Annotated in this window: 28 protein-coding genes; 15 read left to right on the top strand and 13 right to left on the bottom strand. The window is 53.5% G+C overall.

Features of this window, described 5'->3' with window-relative positions:
• Positions 1–165 precede the first annotated feature (165 nt).
• Complete coding sequence (locus IAE50_RS02005) at positions 166–1,647, top strand: PLP-dependent aminotransferase family protein (protein WP_200579430.1); 1,482 nt, start codon at positions 166–168, stop codon at positions 1,645–1,647.
• A gap of 2 nt (positions 1,648–1,649) precedes the next feature.
• Here IAE50_RS02005 and IAE50_RS02000 read toward each other — a convergent pair whose 3' ends face one another.
• A complete protein-coding gene (locus IAE50_RS02000; RefSeq protein ID WP_232045500.1) occupies positions 1,650–2,792 on the bottom strand; it encodes an MFS transporter in 1,143 nt (380 codons plus the stop codon).
• Positions 2,793–2,984: 192 nt separating this feature from the next.
• Between IAE50_RS02000 and IAE50_RS01995 the strand changes: the two genes are divergently transcribed.
• On the top strand, positions 2,985–3,446 hold the full coding sequence (locus IAE50_RS01995) for a helix-turn-helix domain-containing protein (RefSeq protein ID WP_200579428.1): 462 nt from the start codon (positions 2,985–2,987) through the stop codon (positions 3,444–3,446).
• A 43-nt stretch (positions 3,447–3,489) separates the two neighbouring features.
• Here IAE50_RS01995 and IAE50_RS01990 read toward each other — a convergent pair whose 3' ends face one another.
• Positions 3,490–4,731, bottom strand: coding sequence for an MFS transporter (locus IAE50_RS01990; RefSeq protein WP_200579570.1), 1,242 nt, complete (start codon positions 4,729–4,731; stop codon positions 3,490–3,492).
• A gap of 61 nt (positions 4,732–4,792) precedes the next feature.
• On the opposite strand from IAE50_RS01990, the gene IAE50_RS01985 reads away from it, so the two are divergent.
• Positions 4,793–5,785 (top strand): AraC family transcriptional regulator, encoded by a 993-nt coding sequence (locus IAE50_RS01985; protein WP_200579427.1) that lies wholly within the window; start codon positions 4,793–4,795, stop codon positions 5,783–5,785.
• A gap of 58 nt (positions 5,786–5,843) precedes the next feature.
• Here IAE50_RS01985 and IAE50_RS01980 read toward each other — a convergent pair whose 3' ends face one another.
• A complete protein-coding gene (locus IAE50_RS01980) occupies positions 5,844–6,740 on the bottom strand; it encodes a LysR family transcriptional regulator (protein ID WP_200579426.1) in 897 nt (298 codons plus the stop codon).
• 100 nt (positions 6,741–6,840) lie between these two features.
• Between IAE50_RS01980 and IAE50_RS01975 the strand changes: the two genes are divergently transcribed.
• The 5 genes from IAE50_RS01975 (at position 6,841) to IAE50_RS01955 (ending at position 10,805) form a co-directional block, all read left to right on the top strand.
• On the top strand, positions 6,841–7,671 hold the full coding sequence (locus tag IAE50_RS01975; RefSeq protein WP_200579425.1) for an SDR family oxidoreductase: 831 nt from the start codon (positions 6,841–6,843) through the stop codon (positions 7,669–7,671).
• An 89-nt stretch (positions 7,672–7,760) separates the two neighbouring features.
• Positions 7,761–8,246, top strand: coding sequence for a cupin domain-containing protein (locus tag IAE50_RS01970; RefSeq protein ID WP_200579424.1), 486 nt, complete (start codon positions 7,761–7,763; stop codon positions 8,244–8,246).
• Between the two features lie 146 nt (positions 8,247–8,392).
• Positions 8,393–8,797 (top strand): nuclear transport factor 2 family protein, encoded by a 405-nt coding sequence (locus tag IAE50_RS01965; RefSeq protein ID WP_200579423.1) that lies wholly within the window; start codon positions 8,393–8,395, stop codon positions 8,795–8,797.
• A 268-nt stretch (positions 8,798–9,065) separates the two neighbouring features.
• Complete coding sequence (locus IAE50_RS01960) at positions 9,066–9,449, top strand: hypothetical protein (RefSeq protein WP_200579422.1); 384 nt, start codon at positions 9,066–9,068, stop codon at positions 9,447–9,449.
• A gap of 288 nt (positions 9,450–9,737) precedes the next feature.
• The gene (locus tag IAE50_RS01955; protein WP_200579421.1) at positions 9,738–10,805 is read left to right on the top strand and encodes a hypothetical protein; all 1,068 of its coding nucleotides are present in this window, start codon (positions 9,738–9,740) and stop codon (positions 10,803–10,805) included.
• Between the two features lie 186 nt (positions 10,806–10,991).
• On the opposite strand, the gene IAE50_RS01950 is transcribed toward IAE50_RS01955, so the two are convergent.
• The 4 genes from IAE50_RS01950 to IAE50_RS01935 all read right to left on the bottom strand — a co-directional run bounded on the left by IAE50_RS01950 (position 10,992) and on the right by IAE50_RS01935 (position 13,422).
• Positions 10,992–11,309 (bottom strand): hypothetical protein, encoded by a 318-nt coding sequence (locus tag IAE50_RS01950; RefSeq protein WP_200579420.1) that lies wholly within the window; start codon positions 11,307–11,309, stop codon positions 10,992–10,994.
• A complete protein-coding gene (locus IAE50_RS01945) occupies positions 11,302–11,934 on the bottom strand; it encodes a nucleotidyltransferase domain-containing protein (protein ID WP_200579419.1) in 633 nt (210 codons plus the stop codon). Before IAE50_RS01945 ends, IAE50_RS01950 begins: the two co-directional genes overlap by 8 nt.
• Positions 11,935–11,936: 2 nt before the next feature.
• Positions 11,937–12,746: a pentapeptide repeat-containing protein gene (locus tag IAE50_RS01940; protein ID WP_200579418.1), complete on the bottom strand. Its 810-nt coding sequence runs from the start codon at positions 12,744–12,746 to the stop codon at positions 11,937–11,939.
• Between the two features lie 193 nt (positions 12,747–12,939).
• Positions 12,940–13,422, bottom strand: a complete 483-nt coding sequence (locus tag IAE50_RS01935) for a glutathione peroxidase (RefSeq protein WP_200579417.1) — start codon at positions 13,420–13,422, stop codon at positions 12,940–12,942.
• Between the two features lie 236 nt (positions 13,423–13,658).
• On the opposite strand from IAE50_RS01935, the gene IAE50_RS01930 reads away from it, so the two are divergent.
• Genes IAE50_RS01930 through IAE50_RS01915 form a run of 4 tightly spaced genes read left to right on the top strand, consistent with a single transcriptional unit; the run spans position 13,659 to position 16,116 of the window.
• Positions 13,659–14,237: a cytochrome b gene (locus IAE50_RS01930; RefSeq protein WP_200579416.1), complete on the top strand. Its 579-nt coding sequence runs from the start codon at positions 13,659–13,661 to the stop codon at positions 14,235–14,237.
• Positions 14,238–14,268: 31 nt separating this feature from the next.
• The gene (locus tag IAE50_RS01925) at positions 14,269–14,784 is read left to right on the top strand and encodes a tetratricopeptide repeat protein (protein WP_375286304.1); all 516 of its coding nucleotides are present in this window, start codon (positions 14,269–14,271) and stop codon (positions 14,782–14,784) included.
• A gap of 22 nt (positions 14,785–14,806) precedes the next feature.
• Complete coding sequence (locus tag IAE50_RS01920; protein ID WP_200579569.1) at positions 14,807–15,322, top strand: sigma-70 family RNA polymerase sigma factor; 516 nt, start codon at positions 14,807–14,809, stop codon at positions 15,320–15,322.
• The gene (locus tag IAE50_RS01915; RefSeq protein WP_200579414.1) at positions 15,319–16,116 is read left to right on the top strand and encodes an anti-sigma factor; all 798 of its coding nucleotides are present in this window, start codon (positions 15,319–15,321) and stop codon (positions 16,114–16,116) included. The genes IAE50_RS01920 and IAE50_RS01915 overlap by 4 nt, the downstream gene beginning before the upstream one ends.
• Before the next feature lie 14 nt (positions 16,117–16,130).
• Here IAE50_RS01915 and IAE50_RS01910 read toward each other — a convergent pair whose 3' ends face one another.
• Positions 16,131–16,700: a YceI family protein gene (locus tag IAE50_RS01910; RefSeq protein WP_200579413.1), complete on the bottom strand. Its 570-nt coding sequence runs from the start codon at positions 16,698–16,700 to the stop codon at positions 16,131–16,133.
• 82 nt (positions 16,701–16,782) lie between these two features.
• Positions 16,783–17,520, bottom strand: coding sequence for an SDR family oxidoreductase (locus IAE50_RS01905; protein ID WP_200579412.1), 738 nt, complete (start codon positions 17,518–17,520; stop codon positions 16,783–16,785).
• Positions 17,521–17,881: 361 nt separating this feature from the next.
• On the opposite strand from IAE50_RS01905, the gene IAE50_RS01900 reads away from it, so the two are divergent.
• Complete coding sequence (locus IAE50_RS01900) at positions 17,882–18,433, top strand: cysteine hydrolase family protein (protein ID WP_200579411.1); 552 nt, start codon at positions 17,882–17,884, stop codon at positions 18,431–18,433.
• A gap of 36 nt (positions 18,434–18,469) precedes the next feature.
• Here the strand turns inward: IAE50_RS01900 and IAE50_RS01895 are convergent, their stop codons facing one another.
• Positions 18,470–19,648: an MFS transporter gene (locus IAE50_RS01895; RefSeq protein WP_200579568.1), complete on the bottom strand. Its 1,179-nt coding sequence runs from the start codon at positions 19,646–19,648 to the stop codon at positions 18,470–18,472.
• 278 nt (positions 19,649–19,926) lie between these two features.
• Here IAE50_RS01895 and IAE50_RS01890 point away from each other — a divergent pair, with 278 nt between their 5' ends.
• Entirely contained in the window at positions 19,927–20,514 is a 588-nt protein-coding gene (locus IAE50_RS01890; protein WP_200579410.1) for a TetR/AcrR family transcriptional regulator, read from the top strand.
• A gap of 201 nt (positions 20,515–20,715) precedes the next feature.
• On the opposite strand, the gene IAE50_RS01885 is transcribed toward IAE50_RS01890, so the two are convergent.
• Together IAE50_RS01885 and IAE50_RS01880 are read right to left on the bottom strand one after the other, a co-directional pair.
• Positions 20,716–22,104 (bottom strand): HAMP domain-containing sensor histidine kinase, encoded by a 1,389-nt coding sequence (locus tag IAE50_RS01885; RefSeq protein ID WP_200579409.1) that lies wholly within the window; start codon positions 22,102–22,104, stop codon positions 20,716–20,718.
• Complete coding sequence (locus IAE50_RS01880) at positions 22,104–22,781, bottom strand: response regulator transcription factor (protein ID WP_200579408.1); 678 nt, start codon at positions 22,779–22,781, stop codon at positions 22,104–22,106. The genes IAE50_RS01885 and IAE50_RS01880 overlap by 1 nt, the downstream gene beginning before the upstream one ends.
• Positions 22,782–22,964: 183 nt before the next feature.
• On the opposite strand from IAE50_RS01880, the gene IAE50_RS01875 reads away from it, so the two are divergent.
• Positions 22,965–23,801, top strand: a complete 837-nt coding sequence (locus tag IAE50_RS01875) for a MipA/OmpV family protein (protein ID WP_200579407.1) — start codon at positions 22,965–22,967, stop codon at positions 23,799–23,801.
• Between the two features lie 86 nt (positions 23,802–23,887).
• On the opposite strand, the gene cynR is transcribed toward IAE50_RS01875, so the two are convergent.
• Positions 23,888–24,775: a transcriptional regulator CynR gene (gene cynR / locus IAE50_RS01870; RefSeq protein WP_200579567.1), complete on the bottom strand. Its 888-nt coding sequence runs from the start codon at positions 24,773–24,775 to the stop codon at positions 23,888–23,890.
• Positions 24,776–24,821: the final 46 nt, after the last annotated feature.

Genomic DNA, 24,821 nt, shown 5'->3' with positions numbered 1-24,821 from the left:
CTCACTCCATGGAAATAGCTAATCAGGCTTGCGAAATGATTATAAGCAGGGAATGGCACGTTTAGCCCCACCAATTTTGGCGTGCAGAGCAGACCAATTTAGGTTCGGCATTTTCCCCTGTTGCTTTAGACTGACGGCTAAGATGCATCATGGCGGGGAGAGCCGATGTTTAAGCATGCACAACTTGAAACGGTAAAAGCGTGGATAATCGATCCCGCCAACGGATCATTGCCGCTGCATGAGAGGATCCAGCGGGCGATACGTACGCTCATCCTTGACGGGATCTTGTCTGAAGGGAAAGCGCTTCCCGCCTCCCGCGCGCTGGCAACATCGCTTACGGTCTCGCGGGATACCATTGAAGCCGCCTACAGCCGCCTGCATGCGGAGGGGTTTATTGAACGACACACCGGAAAAGGGAGCTTCGTCTCGCCCCGTACCCGGTTGCTGAAATCGCATGCCCGGCAGCGCCGTTCAAGTGCTGGAGCGCGCAAACCCGCGCTCAGCGCCCGGGGAGAGGTTATCTATGAAAGCGGAGGGGTGCGTGAGTTTTCCCGGCCTCGCCCGCTGGCTCCCGGTATTCCTGAAACACGGTTGTTCCCGATCCATACCTGGGAGCGCCTGCAACGCCAGGTACTGAAAGAGTATCGTCACCAGGCTCTCGATCAAAGCCCGCCCCAGGGGATGGAACGGTTACGACGGGCGATCGCTGAGTATGTCAACCTGGAGCGCGGCGCGCACGCTACGGCAGATCACATCATCATTGTCACCAGTTCCCAGCAGGCGCTGGCGCTCTGCGCCAACGTGCTGATGGATAACAACGATGGCGTGGTGATTGAAGATCCCGCCTATCAAGGGGCGCATAAAGCGTTTAAGGCCGCCGGGCTAAAGACCCTGCCGGTTGCGCTCGATGAGAACGGCCTGTCGATTGAGCAGCTTAACGCGCTGAGCGAACCGGCAAGGGCGATCTATCTCACCCCTTCTCATCAGTACCCTACCGGCGCCACGCTCTCTCTCGATCGGCGGCTGGCGGTTATCGACTGGGCAAACCGGCACCAGGCGTGGATCATTGAGGATGATTACGACAGTGAGTTTCACTATGAGGGCAAGCCAATGGCCTGCGTCCAGGGGCTGGATGGCTCTGACCGGACGATCTATATCGGCACTTTCACGAAATCACTTTTTCCTGGGCTGCGCATCGCCTACATGATTGTTCCCGATGAGCTGGTAGAGCCGCTGACGGTAGCGCGCACATTAATGGATGGTCATACCGCCTCCATTCCCCAACTGACGCTGGCTAAATTTATCGAGGGCGGACACTTTGGCGCTTATGTGCGGATGATGCGCGGCGTCTATGTTGCGCGGCGTGACAAACTGGCCAGCCTGATAGCGCAGCACCTCGCTGATTTCGTCACCTGGGTGACGCCAGCGGGTGGTATGCAGATGCCCTGCCACCTCCGGGAGGGGATCGCAGAAGCTGAAATTGCCCTCGCCGCCCGCCGCGCCGATGTCGATATGCTCGGGCTGACCGCGTTATATGCAGGCCAACCTGCCTCAACAGGATTTCTGATGGGCTTTGCCGCCTACAACGAGCGGGAAATTGAGTCCGCCGTGTTGAAGCTGGCGGCGATTTTTCGCGCGCGCGGATGAAACTATCTCTTTACGCACCAGAGCAGAAACGCGCAGGCGCTGACGCCCGCTCCGGCGATACAGACCGCGCTCCAGCCAAAGTGAGCGTAGAGCTGGGTGGCAATAATTGCGCCCGTTGCGCTGCCCGTCGAGTAAAAGCACATGTACGCGCCCACCAGCCGGCTTGCGGCCTCTGGCCTGGCGGCGATGAGTATACTCTGGTTGATTACGTGCACCGTCTGCACGGCGAAGTCCAGCATCAGGATGCCAACAACCAGCCACAGCAGAGAAGATTCGGTACATGCGATGGGCCACCACGAGAGCGTCAGCATGACCAGTGCGGCACCGCAGGCGCTGCGCCCCCAGCCTCTGTCGGCCCAGGCACCCGCCTTCGCCGCGGCCAGTGCACCGGCCACCCCTGCCAGGCCAAACAAGCCTGTCTCCGTATGGGATAACGACAGCGCAGTGAGCGGCAACACCATCGCGCTCCACAACATGCTGAACGCAGTGAAGATAAGCAGCGCGAATGCACCGCTTCTTCTCAACTGCGGCTCGGTGATAAAGAGCCTGAAAACCGAGATCAGCAGAGAGAGATAAGGCGCGGTGCGCCGCTCAACAGATGGTGCGGGCGCCGCTTTCGCCACCACGCAGACCATCAGCAGAATCAGGCAGGCTGAAGTCAGGTAAACCGCCCGCCAGCCGGCAAGATCCGCCAGGCTGCCAGCGACAACGCGGGAGAGCAGAATGCCCAACACAATGCCGCTGGTCACCGTGCCAACAATCTTTCCGCGTTGCTCCGGTGCCGCCAGGATGGCGACCCAGGCCACTACCAGCTGCACCACCACCGCCAGCAGGCCGATAAAGAACAGCGCACAAAGCAGAGTGACAAAATTGGGCGCTAATCCCGCCGCCAGCAGTGCCGTAGCCGAGAGCGACAGCAGCGTGATGGTGAGGGTTTTTCGGTTAATCCCATCCCCGAGCGGCACAAGAAAAATCAACCCGAGCGCGTAGCCCGCCTGGGTGGCTGTTACCACGCTGCCAATCACCGCCTGGGGAATATTGAGCGTCAGCGCAATGGATTCCAGTAAAGGCTGTGACGCGTAAACATTTGCCACCGACAGCGCGCTTATCAGCGAGAACAAAAAGACAATGCCCGGTTTCAGCACCAGAGCAGCGCCAGATCCTGCAGCCTGCGTAATACCCGCCTCTACACTCAACTTATTCCTCATCGCACCCGCCCATTCTGGTTGCTTTTTAAAACCACAAGAGCGACAGAGATAGCATCGACGGTTTTCTTTTGCAACCAGTTTGCGAGGGACTTATACTCATCTCCCTCAAGAGATGCCGGGAGTGCAGAAATGGCGAAACAGGAATCCCTCAGAACCAGTGAATGCCCCGTGGCCCGAACCCTCGAGTCGATTGGTGAGCGCTGGTGTTTGATGATTATCCGGGAAGCGTTTGACGATGTGCGCAGGTTCAGTGAGTTTCAAAAAAATCTGGGGCTGGCAAAAAACATTCTCGCCGCTCGCCTCAAACTGTTAGTTGAGCACGGCATCTTTGAGATTTGTCCGGCTTCCGATGGCAGCGCCTACAGTGAATATGTGCTGACCGACAAAGGCCGCGCGGTGTTTCCGATTGTGGTGGCGATGCGCCAATGGGGTGAGCGCTACCTCTTTGCCGAGGGAGAGGTGCACTCTGTGCTGGTAGATAACACCAGCGGTCAGCCTCTGCAGACGTTACGTGTCTGTTCCGCAGAGGGGAAAAAAGTGGAGCCGGCGGATTGTCACCGCCAGCGGGTGACGTCAGGTGGCAAAGCGTAGTCGTCGATTTAGCTGGCCTGGCGGGCCAGCTAAAGAGAGATCGTTATTCAAATGAGGTTGCAGGGGTATTCGCCCGCGCGCTGTTTGCCTGCACAAGACGTACTTTTGTGCCAATAACAAGCGCAGCAAGGAACATGACGCCACCTGCGACAACAAAGACACCGGTTATGCCACTCAAGCCAAAGATGACGCCTCCCAGCGCCGCCCCGATGGCGATTGAGGATTGTACGGCGGCGACCACCATGCCGCCGGCCGTTTCCGCCTGATCCGGAACAGCGCGCGCTACCCAGTTGGACCATGCCACCGGAATACCGCCGAATGCCAGCCCCCATATCGCAACCAGCAGCATCAGCCCGGTTTCCTCAAGTGGAAAGATGATCATGCTTAATGCGGCTGCGCCGACAATGGCTGGCATCACCACCAGAGTGAGGCGAAGGCTACGCTCGATTAGCCAACCGGAGAGCAGCGTGCCGATAAAATTGGCGACGCCAAAGCCCAGCAGAATCAACGACAAGCGATCGACATCCAGCGGCACAACGCTCTCCAGCGCCGGGCGGATGTAGGTAAACAGCGCATATTGGCCGGTATGCGCCAGTACACATCCCATCATGCCTGTCGCAATGCCTGGCCTGCGGAGTAAGTCTGCCACTGAGGCCGTTTTCACCGTGCTGCGCGGCGGCATCGCGGGGAGCGTAAAGAGCTGGACGATCAGCGTCAGCGCCCCTACTGCTGTTGCTGCGATAAAGGCACTGCGCCAACCGTACATTCCCCCCAGATAGCTGCCCAGCGGTATCGAAACCACTGTCCCGACAGCAATACCGCTGAAAATGATGGCAAGCGCACGCGGTACCCGGTTTTCAGGCACGAGGCGCATGGCGACGGCTGCTGCCATACTCCAGAACCCGCCGAGCGCGATCCCGAGCAGGATGCGCATCGCTAAAACAATCATCAGGCTCGAAGAGAGCGCAACCAGCAGGTTAGAGGCAATCATCAGGACCGTGAAACCAAGCAGAACAATTCGTCGATCGAGGCTGCGGGTTAGCCGGGGAACGGCCAGCCCGGCAAACAGCGCGACTACTGCCGTTACCGTGACCGCCTGGCCCGCCATCGATTCGGTGACACCCAGATCGTAGGCCATCGGCGTCAGTAAACTGGCAGGAAGGTATTCCGCCGTCAGCAGACCAAACACGCCCATTGCCAGTGAAAACACCGCCAGCCATGCCGATCCTGATCCTTTACCCTCTTTGACCTTTGTGCATCGTGCTTCAGTTACATCATTTCTCATCACAATCTCTTCCTGGGTTAAATTTCCACCCAAAGTCTAGAGTTGAACGTCTGGACGATCTATGATGCTGCGTCCTGCATTTTTACCCGAAACGCCTGATATGAACACAGAAGCACATTTTGCCCTCTCCTCCGATTTGATCAGTGAACTGCTGATGGGTTTACGCCTGCGCGGCGTTCAGTACCGTCGTGTGCAGACCGGGCCGGAATTTGGCGTCGGTTTCGACACCAAACCGGGCCACGCCTATTTCCATTACGTTGCGGTGGGTGACGTCCTTTTACGCCTCAGGGATGGCACGCTGCATGCGCTCAAAGCCGGAAGCGCGGTATTTATGCCCCAGGGTGCAAGCCATCAACTGCTCTCCAGCGCAACGAGTACTTTTCAGCACATTGATGAACTGGGTGCCGCGCCTATCGGCGAATCCGTGTATGGGGTCGACACCTGCCCCAGTACGCATCCGACTCCAGGCACGGTGCTTTTTTATGGCTGTATGGAGTTTGATCTCGGCGCGATGCAGGCGCTGGGTAAACTGATGCCTGAAGCCATGGTGGTTGACGCCGGGGAGCAGCGTTATCCGGGGCTGGTGCCCATCATGAACGCGATGAAAAGTGAAATTTGCTCCGGGCGTATTGGCTTCGCCGGTATTCTCGCCCGGCTTGCCGAGGTGGCCGCGTCGATGATCGTGCGCGGATGGATCGAGTCCGGCGGAGAAAACGCCTCTGGTCTTATGGCTGCCTTGCGCGATCCCCGCCTGGCGCGCGCCATTCTGGCGCTCCACCGCGATCCTGGCCGGGAGTGGAGCGTTGCCGAACTGGCAAGCCAGGCGAATGTCTCTCGCTCTGTTTTTGCCGATCGTTTTAAGTCCACCATTGGTGTCTCGCCCTTACGCTATGCCACGGAGTTACGTATGCGCCTGGCAAGCCACTGGATCAGCAATGAGAAACTCGCCATCGAGACCGTCGCCCAGCGTCTGGGTTATGCCTCGCAGGCCGCCTTCAGCCGTGCGTTCAAACGCATCAATGGATGCCCTCCCGGCGTGCTGCGACAGCGTTGAGCGAAAGATGTGTGGCTGGGTGGCAGCCATAATAGCGGTCTGTTCACACGGAACAGGTTCAGCCACGCTGCATGGCTTTGACCCTGTCGACAAAAAGCCTCAACGCAACGGGCATATGGCGATTTTGCGGAAAGTAGAGGGCGATCCCTGCTGACGCCACCGCCCAGTCGTCAAGCAGCGTCACCAGTTGCCGATCGCCAAGATGGCGGCGGGCGTATCGCTCCGGCACATAGGCAATGCCCAGACCGGCGACGGCGGCTTCGACCATTAACGCGCTGTTATTCAGCGTCAGGCTACCCGGCACATCCAGCGCGAACTGCGCGTCACCCTTCTGATACTCCCAGTGATAGCGTTTTCCGCCAGGCAAACGCTGGCGCAAACAGCGGTGTTGCATCAGGTCTTGCGGATGCGCAATTGTCGGCCGTCCTGCCAGATAAGCGGGCGAAGCGACCGTTACAAAGCGCAGCGGCCCGCTGAGAGGAATGGCGATCATATCGCCCGGTACATCTTCAACCAGACGAATGCCGGCATCAAACCCCTGCTCGACGATGTCGACCAGGTGCCCCTGCGCCACCAGATCAATTTCAATGCCGGGCTTTTGCTGGATAAAGTCCGGCAACACCGTTTCCAGCAGCAGGCCGATCGCTGTATCGCTGGCGCTGATACGCAGCGTGCCATAAGGCTGCTGCGCGCTGGCGCTCACATCATTTAGCAACTCATCCATTTCAGCCAGCAGCGGCGACAGGCGCGCCATCAGCATTTCACCAGCATCGGTGAGCGCAACGCTGCGGGTGGTGCGCAGAAAGAGCTGCACGCCAAGCGACGTCTCCAGCCCTTTGATCGTGTGGCTCAGTGACGAGCGTTTCAGCCCGAGCAGATCGGCCGCGCGGCTAAAGCTCCGCTGCTCGGCAACGGTTTTCACCGCTAACAGTTCATTCCAGGAGGGACGTTTCATTGTTGAATATTCCACACCAGCTCATTCCAGTTCAGGGCGATTATGGCATCAATCATTCGTTTTATGATTGTTTCCACTTTATCAAACGGAGATAAGCATAATGAAAACCTGGCTAATAACCGGCGCATCCAGCGGCCTGGGTCGCCTGATGTGTGAAGCGCTGCTGGCACGCGGCGATCGGGTGGTTGCAAGCGTGCGCAAGAAAGCTGTGCTGGATGAGATGGAGGCGAAGTATGGCGACCTTTTGCAGGTTATCGTGCTCGATCTGAGCCAGTCGGCAACGATAAAACCGACCATTGAGGCGGCATTTTCGCAGGCGGGACGCATCGATGTGGTGGTCAGCAATGCTGCCTACGGCCTGTTTGGTGCCGCCGAGGAGTTGAGCGATGCCCAGATCGAGCGGCAAATCGCCACCAATCTTACCGGCTCCATTCAGTTGATCCGCGCGGCGATCCCATTGTTGAGAGAACAAGGCGGCGGGCGCATTGTGCAGGTTTCGTCAGAAGGGGGGCAGATCGCCTATCCTGATTTCAGTCTCTATCATGCGACAAAGTGGGGAGTTGAAGGCTTTGTCGAAGCGGTTCGTCAGGAAGTTGCGGCCTTCGGCATTGACTTCTTACTGGTCGAGCCGGGCCCGACGGCGACACAATTCGGTGCGGGTCTGGATATTGCCGATGCCCTGCCCGCCTACCGCGATACGCCAGCGGGGAGACTGCGTGCGGCTTTGCTTGCGGGTGAATTCGCCATCAAAGGCGATGCGCAGAAGTGCGTGGCGGCAATGATTGCAGCAGCGGACGCTGCCAGCCCCCCGCTTCGCCTGCCGCTCGGCAGCACGGCTTATGAAAATATCAACGCCGCGCTGGAAACCCGTCTTGAAGCGTTGCAGGAGATGAAAGCAGTCGCGTATAGCGCCGATCGTGAGCAGAAGTAAGCGGATAAGGTGAAAATAGTAACGGATCGCGTAATGTATCAGTGTCATTAAAAAACTGAGCTGGACTCAGATAACTATGGAGTGACCTAATGAGCGAAACATTCACCATAAAAAACTTCAATAAAGTAAATGACGTACGTTTTGAGCGCGAGCCACTCTATGCCTCAGAGGGTGGTTCGCTCACCTCCGGCACGCTGGCCAACAAGCTTGGTGCCTCTGTAGATACGCTTCCGCCGGGGAAAAGATCGACGCCCTTCCATTTCCATCACGTTCAGGAGGAGATGTTTATCATTCTGAAGGGGAACGGCACGCTGAGGATCGCCGATCGGATGGTGGCTATCGAAGAGGGAGACGTCATTACCATTCCGCCCGGGAAAGCGTGGCCGCATCAGATTATCAACACCTCCTCCCTGCCACTGATGTATATGTCTGTTAGCACCATGGAGTTCCCCGAAGTGTGCGAATACCCGGATTCGAATAAATATTTAGTGAAATCCACCAATCAGAAAGATGATGGTTTCAGGGTGCTCGACTTCAGGGGTAAAGGCGTCGATTACTGGGAAGGCGAGCCGTGATGAGTTGAATCTGGTGCGCGCTGCGGCAAAAGAAGCTTGTCACGGCGCTCAAAAACCCCACCAAACCGCACCGCTGGATAAGGTGATTTTTAATACGCTCTTTCAGGCTGATGACACTTAACGACGCTTACCGGGAGTAACACGCCATGACAAATCAAACACCGCAGGCAGTAGCAGAAACCTTTTTTCACCGTATCGCCAACGCAGAAGACGTGAATGAGATCGCGGCGCTGATGAGTGAGAACGTCGACTGGTTGGTGGCAGGCAATACCCCGCTGGTTCCGTGGGTTGGCCGCAAAGAGGGCAGAAAAGGCGTGGCAGAATTTTATGCACAAATCCGCTCACACCTGACGCCAGAGCGGTTTGAAATCAAAGATATCCTCGTCAAGGGTAAGCGGATTGTGACGATTGGAGAGCTTGCATCCCGGGTTAAAAAAACCGACAAGCTGATCGAGACAGAATTTGTCCTCGATATGGAGATTGAAAACGGCCTTATTACTCGCTTTCGCATGTTCGAGGATAGCTATGCCGTTTCCGAGGCGTGCCGTTGATGGCTGAGATGGTTTGTATTAAGGGTCCGCTGCTGGAAGGAAGCGGAAGAGCTAATTGAACTGATGGGCTGCTTTGAGCGAGGAACGGAAGTTCAAGATTGTCTCATATCCGATTATGACGTGAACATATTCGTGCTCAGGCTCATGATGAAGGCAATACTAAATTGGGGTATCTTAATCAACGTGGAGCAGGTAATCTGCAGTTTAATACCCGCCTTGAACGGCTTTTGTGCTTTATAAACCTCAAGCTCAATTCAGGAGTAAAACAGTGGATACTTTGTCTATTAAAGAGATTTTTGAAGTTTTCGTTAACAATTGGATTCCTGGTATCTTCACCTTCTTTTTAGGTATCTGCTATTCAAATATCGTTGAAAAAAAGAAACTTAAACAGAAATTAAAGAACGATATTCTTGAGATCTTCATTCCAGTCTTTAACATAGGAAACGAGATCTCATTCGAAATCGTGGAGAATGCTTGCAGGAATATGAAAGGCACTTTTCAGTCATACAAGAGAATATATCCAGGCGTCTTCAACAAAGAGGCAGAGAGTGAGCTTGAAGACCTACTAAAAGAAGGCTTTCTCATAAATGGTGAAGTTAATCAGCATTACTTGAAACCAGCCAACATTGAGAACCTGATTAAAAGATTATAGCTACGTTCAAACACTGCTCTCGCGAGGTATTTTCATCATGCGTCAATAACTGCTATTTAATCTGCATCTCTTTGATCCACGCAATCTGCTATAAGACACTGCCGCTTTTGGCACGAAGCAGACCGCCTTAAGCGCCGAGAGGTCTGATATAAGCGATCTGCGGACATTACTAACAGCATTCTGTATGAATAACGGGGAGCAACTCACATTGTGTAGGTATATAATATATCAAATATTTAATTTAATTTCTGTTTTGATTTAATACTGATTTTATTGGAGTTTAATTTAATGAGTAAAGACGAAATTGAAAATATATCTAATAGACCTGAGGTACTTTACAGTATTCCGTTCTATAAAGATTTGCCAAACATTCCTTTAAAAATAGACTTGGAGGGTATGACTGGTGATTTTTTGAGTTATGATATAGCGGATTTATTCGGATTGCAGCCGATTGAGAAAGAACACTTAGATACATATGGTGAGATAATTACTATCAATCCATCAAAGGAGTCCCTTGAGCTTTATAAAAAAAGAGATGACTCCTTTCAAATGGTATTTTTAGTAATTAATGCGTATGGCTTTAAAGAAATTGATGGGGTAATCCATTGCAAACCTTACAATATATCACTTTTTCCAGCAAGCAAAAGAGGTGAGTTGACTTCGCTTAAGTCGGATTCGATTAAGAAATTGGATCTTGAGATGGATGCTAACGTGCCGAAGTTTTACTATGGATTTAACCCATTCAAGGGAGCATTTGGTTTCTATGTCTATAATCATGTCGACTACTCTGGAATCGAATCAGATATGATTGGTTTCGTATATAGCATGTATCTCTTGTCAGATAAATATAATTACCATAATGTCATACCTCCAATCATCAAATCCATTGAAAATAATGCGCAAATAAAAGCTGATTACAAAAGATATAGAAAGGACAGATACTTCAAGAAATTTAACAAAATAAAACCAAGAAAAATATGGGGTTGTGATTCACCTATCGAACTTTTTTTACTTCAGGCAATGGATACCCTAGGTTTAACACCTGAAATTCAGACGATAATTACTAAAGATGGACTCACAATCCCTAGTTTGCATAAATTGTGGGAAAACTGTCGCTCACGTAAACGTTTGAATACTATAACAGATGCAGATTTTTATTTTCCTGAAAAAAAGTTGGCAGTTTTTTGTGATTCTAAAGAACATCATTCGTCCAAGGAAGCTACTGATAAAGACTGTAGTATTGATAAGTCCTTAGCAGAAATTGGTATTTTCAGCATTAGGATCTTTGGTAAGGATATTGTAGAAGATCCCATAGCATGTGCGACGAGAGTAAAGGACCGTTTAAACAAGTTATAAGTTAAAGTGATTTCTTTGAGTTTGGTTGGAAAAATGCCGATGGGCCTGAATGCTCAGGCCTTCAATCAAGGATGCTACAATCGCCGCTCATGCTGAATGTGAGATATTTTAAAGGCAGCTATGAGCGAGAGGCGGACTTTGACACTTTCAACCACTCCCAAGCTGACTATAGAGGCTATTCCGTTCTCAACGAATTGGCTTGGAAACGACTCTGTTTTTCAGTTCAATTTCCAATTTCGATAACAGGTCACTCACTCTTTCAGAAAGAATCTTATAGTCTTCAGTAACCTGCTCCTGACTCTTATTTGCCAGGAAAAATAAGGTTCCTGACATTTCTTTCAACAAGACAATTGAGGGATCAGTATTACTGAGATTATTGTTATTAGACCATCGATCTATGGCTTTCTCGGTCAGACTTAATAACGGTTCACTGAATAATCCTGAACCATTGACTACTTTCAATGCTTCTCTTTGAGCTTTGATTCTATTATTAAACTCACTCATACTTTCCACCAATTGCTTTTATTACATCTCGCATCCAAGACTCAATTAAACCTAATTGAGCCTTGACTTTTTTAATGTCATCAGCATTCAATATTTCACCAATACCTCTGGTACAAAGTACTCTGGCCCTTTCTAATAATTGATAGGTCAAATCACAAATTGGTATGCTATGAATACCCAAATTACGCGCCGAGTTCCGCGAAAAGTCAGGTCTTGGATTGAAATCTAAAGAAAAGCATGTTGCAAAATTTCGTATCGACAAAAACACTGAGGATAGATCAAAGATCACCGTAAGATCAGATGATTCAATTGAATTTTTAGCGCTCATGAATATCTCCAAGAACTTTTCACAATCAGCTAAGCCTGAATTATAGTTACTCGGCTTACCTAAACTCTGTAAATAATCAACGTTATCGGTTGAATAAATAATCTTGGATTCCAAAAAAAGATGCCAAGCGAATGGATTACCTTCTTTCCAGAGTTCATTTATCCGTTCATACGAGTAAATCGAGTAATCTCTCGGATTAAACCTTTCATCCCGTCCACTGACAATAGCTAACATATCAATGTCTGAAAATGAATCAACCTCTCCGCGACATATCGAACCAAAAGCATAGATATGCATAATTACCGCCTATTGAATCGTTTGATTATTATAGACATAAAGAAACCAAACATAATTAGTCTTACTAAAACAACTATTGTCAAAAACGATGCTGAATACGGAGAGGATTGTAATGTCCCCAAAAATATCAAAGGGGACATTGCTAACGCGTCAAAATATGAGCTAAGTAGTTTAGGATCACCATAGTTAAAAACGTGATGTAAGGCTATAATGCACAGAATAACAATAACAGCCCTGCATAATTTAAAAGCAGACTCTCCGTTTCCCCAGATAAGATCTAGTGCCTTAAATTCAAACCATTCGCCAAACATTTTAAAACGGTCAAGTCCTTTATATTTCTTTCGGTAATAAGATTCATTGGATTTCCATGCTTTATGAAGGTGCTCTCCTGTAGCCTGTAGCTCGATTGCTATGGCTTTATTTGCTGATTTTGAATCACCAATTTGCTGATAATTCAAACGTAAAGAACGCGCAAATTTGAGCTTAAGGTTGTCCAGTCCAGGACAACCATTTTCGAGGATGTCATTATCAATGTAGGTTTTATCAAAAGTGGCATAGTCAAATTTGCAGCCACCAAAACTTGCCCCTATTAAGTTGCAATTTAAAAATCTGCAACCGGTAAAATCACAGTCCTGAAAACTACAGTTTCTGATATAAGCAGCATCGAAAATACAGTAGCTGAAGTTAACATTTTTAAATTCAATATTTAGCGCTACTAATCGTTCAAATAATTTATTAACAAACTTATCCTTGGATACTACAGAGTCAAATCTTTTGTCTGACAGCTTTTCTCTTCCGCTATCTTTTATCATTTTTTTCTCTACAAGTTAATAGACTAATCTTTAATGAATTATAATTCTTTTTTGGGCTAATTTGAAGCCATGCTGACCTGCTATAACAACGTCTTTTTCTTGCACAAAGCGAACTCATCTTGCTCCCACATCAACTCTTCTAATCCGCTTTCGCCCTCGAAGTAAAACTCAAACCTTCGACTTAGCGCAGAACTCAGCTTTCAAGCGCAGCAACAATGGCAGCTTCCATCTTCTCCGGCTTGGTAAACGGCGCAAAGCGCTTAAGCGGTTTGCCGTCGCGGCCGATCAGGAACTTGGTGAAATTCCACTTGATCCGCTCCCCCAGTACACCGGGCAGCGCCTTTTTCAGGTAACGAAACAGCGGATGCGCGGCGGCGCCATTAACCTCGATTTTTGCAAACATTGGAAAGCTGACGCCGTAGTTAATGTGGCAGGTCTGCGCGATATCATCCGCACTGCCGGGCTCCTGTTTACCAAACTGGTTGCAGGGAAAACCGAGCACCACCAGCCCCTGGGCGGCATATTTCTGGTAGAGGGTTTCGAGGCCGGCATATTGTGGCGTGAAGCCGCAATGGCTGGCGGTATTAACGACCAGTACCACCTTCCCCGCGTAGTCGGCCATCGGCACAGGCTGGCCGCCCAGGCTGGTAGCAGTATGTTGATGAAAATTGCTCATATGAGGTCCTCGTAGCAGAACAGGTCGACATTACCGCTCAGCGCGTGTCTGGGGGCACATGGTGGCAAAGTTGGCGCTAAAGAACAACAAACCGCACCGCTTCGCGGTTTTGCTGCGTGATAGCCGCCTCTTTTTAGCGCCGCTTGCCGGGGTAAAAAGCGAAAAACATTTTTTTATCGAATAGATCCCCAGGGTGTGGCGTTTACCCGTCATCAACAGACTGATGGAATCGCTTTATGACCGCAACAACACCGGCGCTGACACGACAGCGCTACGATAGTTTTACCCTGATACTGCACTGGATCACCGCAGCCAGCGTCATTTTCCTCTTTGCCAGCGCACATATCTGGGAGCTGCTGGAGCGCGGGACGTCGATGCGAAAAGGGTTGCAGGCCGTGCATATCTCCTGCGGCATCCTGCTGGCGTTGGTGATGGTTGTCCGCCCGCTCTGGCGGCTATTCAGCCAACGCTCTCGCCAGTTTTCGATGCCGCCGCTTGAAGGTTCCGCTCTGGCGAAAGGGCTCGCGCATGGCATGCACGCCGCGCTCTATCTGCTTCTTTTTATGCAAATCGTGCTCGGCTTTCTTTTCCGCTGGTCACAGCATGAGCCTTTCCAGTTCTTTGGTCTGTTCGACCTGACAGGCTGGGTGGAAATTACCCCCACGCTGCGACATACCCTTGATGGGTGGCACGACACAGTAGCGTGGGCACTGATCTCACTGGCGCTGGTGCATGCGCTGGCCGCGCTTTTCCATCACTACCTGTTACGGGACGGCGTGCTGCGTCGCATGCTGCCCGGCCGTGCGTTTCGTTAACCTGGAGTCCACCATGAAATTACCCACCGCCATGATTCAACGTCTGCTGCCTGTGGCCTTTGTTCTGTTAAGCGCGCCGGTTTTGGCCGCCGGGGACGATAGCAGCAACAGCAAAACGCCGGATTGCCCAACCGGGCAGGTGTACGACAGTTCGACAAAGCAGTGCGTGCCCGAAAAAACAGGCCAACTCAGTGATGAAGATAAAACCCGTTACGCCTATCATCTGGCAAAAAAAGGGGAGTATCAGGCTGCGCTGAATCTGCTCAACACGCTGAAAAAGGGCGATACAGCTGAAGCGTGGAATTATCGCGGCTACGCCACGCGCAAATTGGGGCGTACAGATGAGGGTATCGGCTATTATCAGCGCGCTATCGCCCTCGATCCCACGTATGCCAAGGTGCGGGAATATCTGGGTGAAGCGTGGCTTATCAAAGGGCGTCCTGACCTGGCGCAAGCACAACTGAAAACCATCGCCGCACTCTGTGGGCAGAGTTGCGAGGAGTATCGGGATCTCGAAGCGGCAATTAACAGCCATGCTGGATCCTGAGTAAAGGTATGAGGATAAAAAAATCACTAGCAGTGACGTCCGCCAGCATCTTGCTGAACATCTGACACGCCTGTGGCGCTATGGGCTGGTGCTGTCGCGCAATCGTGAGGTTGCCGAAGAGCTGGTGCAGTCTACCTGTGTGCGCGCGCTGGAAAAAAGCGCGCAGTTCACCCCCGGCACGCGCATCGACAGCTGGTTATTCACCATCCTGCACTCCATCTGGATCTCAGATGTGCGTGCCCGCCGGGTGCGCCTCGGGCAGGGCTTCGTCGAAAGTGATGAACTGCTGGCGCCGGAGACCCATGAGCAGGATGAGGCTCGCCTGCACTATGGAAAAATTATGCAGCACGTCAGCGACCTGCCGGAAGCACAGCGCAACGCGGTCTTTTTGGTCTATGTCGAAGGTTTTACCTATCAGGAAGCGGCAGATACCTTGTCTGTGCCGATTGGCACCATCATGAGCCGGCTGGCGACGGCGAGGGCGAAAATTGCCCAGCTTATGCACGCCGCGCGACCTGTACAGGAGAAGCGAGAGTGAAATCCATCAGATTTACAGCGCCCTACAGCGATGAAGCTATCGTCGCCTGGCTGGATGGCGAAATGGAGGCAAGCGACGCCCGACGTTTCGAGGCCGCGCTGGCTGAAGATGCACAGCTCGCCGCACGCACTGACGCGTTAAGGCTCAACCAGCAAGAGATTGCCAGCGCTTTTGCGCCACTGCTTAATGAAGCACCGCAGTCACGCATGGAAGCACAACTCGCCACCCTGCTCGCCCGGCCAGCAGCAACTGAAGCGAAGGCCAATGGTGTCAGCCGGCGGGCGCTTATCGCCGCCTCGCTCAGTTTTCTGGTGATCGGCTCCGGGCTGGGCTATCTGGCACGTCCTGCAACAAAGACGTTGGGAGAGAGCGAAAAAATTCGTGACCTTGAGGCGCAGTATATGTCGCTCTACAGCGCAGAGACGCTGCTTGATGCAGACAGCTCGCCCACAGCATTGCAGCGCGGGCTGGCACGCACGGCACAGGACATCGGTTTACAGGCGAATGCGCAGCAACTTGAACTGCACGGAGCAGAGCTGAAAATGGTGCGCATCCTGCGTTACGACACCACCTCCATTGCGCAGATCGCCTGGATGCATGCCGATTATGGCCCAATGGCGCTCTGCATTTCGCCGGACAGCCAGCCCGCGCGCACGGAGCTGAATCACGAGCAGCGCCACCAGATGAACCTTGTCTGGTGGCACTCAGGGGGTTACCAGTTTGTGTTGATTGGCCGTAACCCCACCTCCCAGCTGAAGCAAAACGCGCTCACCCTGCAGGCAGCGTTTGCATAGCCAAAGGCTTGCACTCAGACGGCCCGGTGCAGGCGGGCCTGAATCGCAATATTGATGGTCACGTGGTCATCAACCAGCGCCGCGAAACTGGCCATATTGAACGCCGAGCGTGAAATGGTGGTTGATGCATGCAGGGAAATGTTCTCTGGCCCGCTGGCTTTATCATTCAGTAAGGCGTCCAGAATGACCGGGCGCGCAATATTCTTCACCGCCAGAGTGCCCAGGATCCGATAGTGGCCCTGCCCGAGCGCCACCACCCGGCTACTGGTGAATATGATGTTCGGGTAGCGTTCAGCGTCAAAAAAGAGGTTGCTTTTCATCTGCCAGGTTAACAGCGGGTTAGAGGCATTGAGCGTCGCTACCGGGATGGAGACATGAACAGTGTCATCTCTGTCGTTGCCGGCATTAAGCGCAATATCACCGGTGACATTTCCCAGCCTGGCCTGTGACATATCGCCAAATGCCTGCCAGGAGAGGGTAATGGTGGTCTCCTGCGAATTAATTCGGTAGTCAGCCGGGCTGGCAAATAACGAACAGGAGCAGAACAGAAATCCGAGAGCGATGGCAGGCACGATACGCGTCATGTTGATAATCCCTGGGGTGTTTAGCGTGTAAACGTGCCAACCCGGTTTTTTATTCGACTCCCTTTTGCTGAATCTGAAAGTGCTACGGTTGCAGCGCTTCGCGGGTTGGGCCCTGGAAGTAAATCTGGCCGATATGGCAACTGCGCGGCTGCGTCAGCACAAAACGCATCGTCTCCCAGACCGAACGCCCATTCAGCAGACGCTCGCCCATTTTCGCCTGGCTCGCAGCAAGCGGGTCTAATCCTGTCACTTCGAAATCGGGTGGATAGAGGCCGGTAACCCGAATATTCTCTTCGCTAAGTTGCTGAGACAGTTTCGTGATAAACCCGCTAAGCCCATGTTTGCTGGCGAAGAACGCCGGGTGGGCAATGGAGTCCGTAAAGTTCGGGATGCCGCATGAAGAGATGATCGCGACGATATCCGCACTCTCTGATCGCCGAAGCCCTGGCAGCAATGCCCGCGTCAGCAGAATCGACCCGGTCACGCCAGAGTTGATGGTCGTGATAATGTCTGCCGCAGGCTGCTCGTCTAAGATGCCTGACAACCACTGCGCAGCATTGAGGATTAAAATATCGATTGGCTTATCTGACGCTAACAGCCGATCGGCAAAGTGAGAGAGGGATTCAGGCTGGGCTAAATCGCAGAGATACCCTCTTGCGACACCGCCCTCCGCGGTAATGATGCCGCAGGTTTTCTCAATATCCTCAGCCCGCCGCGCGGAAAAATCGACCTCAACGCCCTCTCGCGCCAGCCATACGCAGAGCGCCTGGCCAAATCCCCTGCCCCCGCCGGTAATAACCGCTCTTTTACCTTTCAGCATCTTCATCTCCTCTTTTTTCTCTGTGAAGGGAGATATACATGAGGAGGCGGGGTGACATCTTTCCGTTCGTGCCATTTTTAAATGAGCGTTGTTCAGATTAGAGATTGAAAACGTTATTTGCCTGGTGTTATAAGCGAAGAGGCGCTTCTGTCATCTTTCTCTTTCCTGTTTTAATCGTTAACGCATCACTAAAGGCCAGAAAATGATTAAGTCAGTTCACTCAATAACGACCACCACCACCGGGCCTTGCGGCGGTGTGGAGTTATCTGTGACTGAATTCTGACAAACAGATCCTCGCCCCCGCCAAACCGGACGGGGAAAACGATCTCTCCGTTCATAACATGCTGAATGGAGACACATCATGATTTCATCTGACAAGGCACTTTTGGTTATCGATATGCAGCAGGGGCTTTTCCGTGGCCCTGTTGCCCCACACTCCGCAGACAGCGTGCTGGAAAATATTTGCCTGCTGATTGCTAAAGCGAGACAGGATCGGGTGCCGATCTTTTTTGCCCGCCACACCGGACCAGATGACTCGCCCTTCTCAGAGCAGAGCCCGCTAACGCAACTGATAGCGGAAATGGACGTCGATGCCGGGCGGGATACCATTTTTGTTAAAAAGTATCCCAGCTGTTTTCGGGATACGACCCTGCTGCATCACCTCGAGCAGGCAGGCGTAAAACAGCTGGTTATTGCCGGCATGAAAACAGAGTTTTGTGTCGATACGACCTGCAGGGCAGCGCCGGAGCGGGGCTTTAAAACCGTGCTGATTTCAGATGCGCACACCACCATGGATAGCGAATGCTTGTCAGCAAGTGACATCATCAGCCATCACAATGCCACGCTCGGCGGGCCGTTCGTAACGCTTTCGACCACCGCTGAATGGCATTTTGGCTCTGACAAAAGTGCCTGAAGGATGATGCCCCCCTGATTCTGGGGGGCGCTACAGTTATCTTCGGGCAGAGATACGACTCGACATCATGGTTAATAACAGAGCAGCAATCGCTAATGCGCAGGCAAGCCACAAAGGCGCGGTAAGCGTTAACGCATCAACCAGCTCCCCGCCAACCCATGCCCCTGTCGCAATGCCAATATTAAATATGCCGACATAAAGGGCTGCGGCTATCTCAACGGCGTCGGGAGCGGCTTTCATCATCCAGGTCATCAGCCCGACGGAGAGCCCACCGTATGCCAGCCCCCAGAAAATCAAAATCGCCCCGCCGCCCATGACCGTCTGCCCTGCGCTCAGAAAAAGCAGCGGCGTTACGGCCAGTGCAGTTGCCACCACCATCAGCGTGCGCGTGGTATTGCGGGCAGCGCCGATCCCCACAAGGAAATTACCAGTGATGCCCGCGATACCGTAGGCGAAGAGGATCGCCCAAATCCACTGGGTATGGAATCCGGATACAGAGATCAACAGCGGGCGTACGAAGGTAAAAGCCGCAAAATGGCTGGTAACCAGCAACAGTGTCAGGAGCAAACCTGCCACTAATGTGCGGTTGGTAAGTTGCGCAATGAACTGGCCGACCTTCGCGGAGGCAGCAACAGGCAACGGCGGGATAACAGCAAGATGCAGCGCCAGGACCAACGTGCTAAAAAGCGCCATGCAGCCAAAAGCCCAACGCCATCCGATCGCATCGCCAATGAACGCCCCCAGCGGTACGCCGAGTACCGATGCGGCCGCAACACCGCCAAATATAATAGATGTCGCCAGGCCAACCGATTTTTCCGGCACCAGGCGCGCCGCCAGACCGCCCGCGATGGCCCAGATTCCCCCCATGCATAAGCCAACAAGGGCACGAGCCATCAGCATCATGGTCAGGCTGGATGCCAACGCCGAGGCCAGGTTAGCCACTATCAGCAGCACCAGCAGGCCACACAGTATCAAACGCCGATCGATCCCCCCCGATGCAATAACCACGAAGGGTGCGAATAACGCAGCAAGCAGTGCTGGCAGAGAGATCACCAGCCCCGCACTGCCTGTGGTGACAGAGAGCGTCGCGGCGATGGAAGTCAGCAACCCGACCGGCAGCATTTCCGTCGTCACTACAGAGAATGTTGCCAGACCAACCGCGAGGACCGGCGTCCATAAACCGCGAACCTGCGTCGCGCCAGAGAAAGTACTCATCATGCAGTTCCTTATGTGAGCGCCCTGTCAGGCGCAATGATCCGAACAACAACCTAGCCAGGCATACGCGGCTAAAATCAGCCCAGCCGCCGTAAAACGGCCGGTTCCAGGGGCAGAAAAAAGGTCTCGATAGAGTGTTGCCATCTCATTCTCCGGTAGCATGTGCTTGCCACAACGCCGTGGCACAGCGACAATTCATACAAGGCGTATGAAAACAATCCTATATTCATACGCTGCGTATGTAAATAATCATTCATTGCGTATGTAAAGGAAAAATCATGGTTCGCCGTACCCGTACCGAGATGGAAGAGACAAGAGCGACATTGCTGACAACTGCCCGCCACTTTTTTAAAGAGCATGGCTTCGCTGAAACCTCGATGGATGATCTGACTGCTCAGGCGGGGCTAACGCGTGGTGCGCTCTATTACCACTTCGGGGATAAAAAAGGCTTACTGGCCGCGGTAGTAGAGCAAATTGATGATGAAATGGATCAACGGCTCCAGGCGATTTCGGACAGTGCAGCCGATCCGTGGGAAGGTTTTTGCAGCCGTTGCCGGGCTTGCCTTGAGATGGCGCTGGAGCCTGAGTTTCAGCGCATTATGTTGCGCGATGCAAAAGCCGTACTGGGCGGTTTCTCACCTGAATCACAGCGCCATTGCGTGCAATCCATGCAGGCCCTGATTCGCGATCTGATCCAGCAGGGCGTAATTGAAGAAGCCGACCCGGAGGGGCTCGCTTCGCTGATTTACGGAAGCCTGGCTGAAGCCGCGTTCTGGATTGCCGATAGCGATGAAAGCGATACGCGCCTCGCGCAAGGCATTGCCGCGCTGAACCTGCTGCTTCGCGGATTACGGCCAGTTCGATAGCGTGCGCATCGCAAAAGGACAACTGCGAAGCGTATGCCCTTTCAGACTTCACAAAAAGCCAGCCAGATCCAGTGGGGGTTAATGGCGTGCAGATAGTGATAATGTGCAGTTTCCCGACATCATTTTGACAGGTGTGAGCGTGAGCACTTCAGCGATACATGAATGGCGTATGCATGATTTTCTGTAAAGCAGCTCCTTTTTTCAGGCAGCGGTGTGGCTCGGAAACTCAACGGTCACCACTAATCCGCCCTCTTCAGAGGTGCTTAAGCTGACGCGGCTGTTGTGTTGCTGCGCCACCGTCCTGACGATGGAGAGCCCTAACCCGCTACCGCTCTGCATCTGATTGGGATCGCGGAAAAAGCGGTCGAAGACGCGCTCGCGCAGCTCAACGGGGATGCCGGGCCCGGCATCAGAGACGCGAAGCTGGGTGAATGCACCACACGTTCGCACTGCGACCTCAACCCGCCCGCCCTCCGGGCTATATTTGATGGCATTTTCAATAACGTTATCAATTAGCGACATCAGGCGCTCCCTGACACCGTCGATGCAGAACTCATCATCGGCGTAAAACTCCAGTTCAATCCGCCGCTCAGCAGCCAGCGGCGACAATGCCGCCATACGATCCTGAATAAGCGAGGTCAGCGGCACGGGGGCCATCACCGTATCGGTGCGCGCTTCGCTGTGCATCAGCAGCAACAACTGATTAACGAGACGTGCCGCACGGCTGTTACTACGAATAATTCCTGCCAGCAACGCCTGTTGACGCTCGCTGCTGATATAGCCCTGCAACGCCTCAACATTGATGCGCATCGCCGCCAGCGGGGTGCGCAGCTCGTGAGCGGCATCGGCAATAAACACCCGCTCCCGCTCCGTGCTTTCCCGCAATCTCGCCAGAAAGTCATTGATTGCATCCACCATCTGGCGAAGCTCTTTATGCTTCGGCACGGCGTTTAAGGGCGAGAGATCCTCCGGCGTGCGTAAGGCAATCTCGCTGACCACCCTGTTCCAGGGGCGCATGGCGATGCGGATCGACAGCCAGGCGGGAAATAGCAGAAACGGGATGCAGACCAGCAGCGGCAGGATGTAGTAGCCGCGCGAGTTGAGGTAGATAAAGAAGTTCAAGCTGCCGGCAGGCGTGATGAGCGTAACCTCCGTGTTGCCGTCTGCTGATTTCAGGGTACGGCTGGTCCAGCTGCGCCCTTCGCTCTCGATTTTTTGCAGCTTGCCATAGCTGCTGTTGGTTACCCCGGTTGGCGCGCCTTCAGAGGCGTAAATAATCGCGTGATGCTTGCGCACGATAAGGCTGATGGAGAGTGCCGGGTCGTCACCGCCGCCATACCCCTCGCGCAACGCCCGACTGAACGCTTCCAGCATCCCGGTTCGTTCCCGCGGGCGATCGTCCATATGATCGACCATGGTGAAGATGGTTTCGTAAGTCTCACTCCCGGTGAGGATGGGCGGGCTGCGCAGGTCCTCCCACAAAATGAAGGTGAGAAAGAGGCACCACAGCAGCGTAAGCAGCAGCATCTGGGCGATGATAATTCGCCGAGCCAGCGTCGGGGCCTTCAGGCTGCGCCAGAACGTTCCCATCACCCTTCCCTCTTCTCGATGGGAACGGTATCAATGACATACCCTACGCCCCGCACCGTGCGCACATACCCTTCGCCAATTTTGCGCCGCAGATTGCCCATATGCACATCGAGGGTGTTGCTCATATTCTCTTTTTCACCAAAGACGCGCTCTTCCAGAAAGCGGCGCGTCACTACGCGATCGGGGCGCAACAGTAGCGTCTCAAGCAGCGCGTACTCGCTTGCCGTCAACTCAATCGTGCGTGCGCTTACGGACACGCGCCGCGTTGGCACATGAAGGGACAAGCCGCGAATGTCGATCACCTCATTGTCAAAACCGTAACTGCGCCGCGCAAGGGCTCTCACCCGCGCCAGCAGCTCGGCGAGCACAAAGGGTTTGACCAGATAATCATCAGCTCCGGCATCCAGCCCGCCCAGACGATCCTGCAACGTGCCTCGCGCGGTCAGAATGATGACCGGGATCCTGTTAAGCCGCTGGCGTAACGCGGCCATCAGGCTCATGCCATCGCCGTCGGGCAGCCCGAGATCCAGCAGCACCAGCTCCGGCACGCAGAGATCGAGCTGATGCAGCGCATCCGCTTTGCGGCGAACCCATATGACGTCTAGCCCTTGATCGGCCAGCGCAATACGTACGCCGTTGCCAAGATCGAGGTCGTCTTCGATAAGTAGAATTTTCACAATAGTTACGTTACCAGGCGTGAATGAAGAACGTCTGAAGAAAAAACGGTTGCTGAAATCTATCAGGTTTATCTCACCGTTACGCGCTTCAGGCTTTCTTCATTTTCGGCTCATGAGAACTTTAGGGTGGGTATGCAAACTAGGCGTGATTCGTAATCAGATGACTCCATAAGGACGTATTTAATGAGAAACCCCGAACCGCGTCGTAAGTTCCTCCCTGCATTCCCGGGACGCCCGCTGAAAAACATCGTGCCGGGCGCGCTGCTGGCGTTGCTCGCCACTCCAACACTGGCGGCAGAACCGCCCCAGGGTACCACCTTAACGTTAGGGGGCGGCGTGGGTGTTACGCCGCGCTATTCCGGTTCCGATGAAAACCGCGTCTCGACGGCGCTGGTGCTCGATTACTCAATGCGTAATGGCTTCTTCGCCAGCTCGACGCGCGGCCTCGGTTATGGCAACAGCCTTGGCAACGTCGATTACAGCGCGGCGCTGAGCTATCGCACCGGCCGCAAGGATCACAATGTCGACAGCGATACCATGAGCGACGGCAGCGACCACTTGCGCGGAATGGGCAATGTAAAAGGCTCGGCGCTCGGCGTGGTGGGCCTTGGGTATAAGTTGACCCACTGGCTGAGTGCGCAGTTGCAGGCTGAGGTGCCCTTTTCCCAGCGCGATAACGGCGCGGCGCTGCATTTCGGTATCGTCAGCCCGCTATATCACTCGCCGAAAAATAGCGTGACGCTGGGGCTGACCAGCAGCTGGGGGACAAATGATTATATGCAGACCTATTACGGCGTGAGCGCCTCGCAGTCCGCCGCATCGGGTTTTACGCAATACACCGCCGGTTCGGGGATCTATGCCTGGTCACTCAATCTCGACTGGACGCACAACTTCACCGAACGCTGGAGCGTGGTCGCCGATGCAGGCTATACGCAGCTGGCGGGTGATGCGCGTATTAGCCCCATCGTACAACGCAAAGCTTCCCCCACCGGAAGCCTGACTGTGACATATCGCTTCTGATGAATATTCGCCCCGGCGGCTGGCGGTTATCTGGCGTTACAGTACAGAGATTCTATCCGCCGGGTTAGCGATAAATGGGCTGCGTTTCAGTCAGTTAGCCTGGCTGAAACCTCTGTTGCCACTTCAGTGAAGGCACGGGCGGAGAAGCTTTGATAGCCATCTCTTCGCCCCAGTAAAACAGCCGTACGCTGTAACCGCTCGGGCTCAAGCGCGATGGCTAACAGGTCGTCCTGGGCAAACGCTGTCTTCGCAGGCAGCAACGTTGATAGCGGCGTCCAACGGACAATCTCAATCACCGCGCCAAGGGCGTTGGCTTCCATCAGCACCTGTGGAGTGATGTGATGCTTGCGAAAGTAACGATCGATCTGCTCGCGCGTGGCGAACTCCGAGCTGAGTAACACAAGCGACTCCTCACCAAGCCTTTGCAACTCAACACGTTTCTCTTTCGACAAGGGGTGTCTGGGGCTGACCACCAGCGCAAGCGTCTCCTCCAGCAACGGCACCGATTCAATATCGGGACTGTGCACCGGCGCAAAAGCGATACCCACGTCCAGCTCCCCTGCCAGAAGCCGCTCCTCGATTTGCTCCTGGGCGATCTCCTGCACGCTGAGGGTGATTTTTGGATAGCGGGCGTGAAAGGCTTCAATCAGCGGCCCCAGAAGGTAGGTCGTAAAAGTTGGCGTCACCGCCACGCGTAACGATCCGCGGCTGAGATCGCTCACCTCATGGATGGCACGCGTAGCTTCACGCAGCTCCTGCGAAGCGCGACGGGCGTATTGCAGATAGATCTTGCCGCTGTCCGTCAAACGTGTCGTACGCCCTGAGCGATCAAATAACTGAGCGCCCAGACTCTCCTCCAGTAACTTAACCTGCTGCGAAAGCGCTGGCTGGGAAACGTGCAGCTCCGCTGCCGCTTTCGTAAAGCTAAGGTGCTCTGCAACTGCAAGAAAATAGTGAATATGGCGGGCGAGCATCATGCTCTCCATTAGATTATCTAATAAACCTCATAATAAATGAGTC

This window comes from Kosakonia sp. S42 (assembly GCF_016624785.1).
Classification (GTDB): Bacteria; Pseudomonadota; Gammaproteobacteria; order Enterobacterales; family Enterobacteriaceae; genus Kosakonia; species Kosakonia cowanii.
Note: the sequence above shows the minus strand (reverse complement) of the source record. Positions and strands in the feature narration are given on the sequence as shown.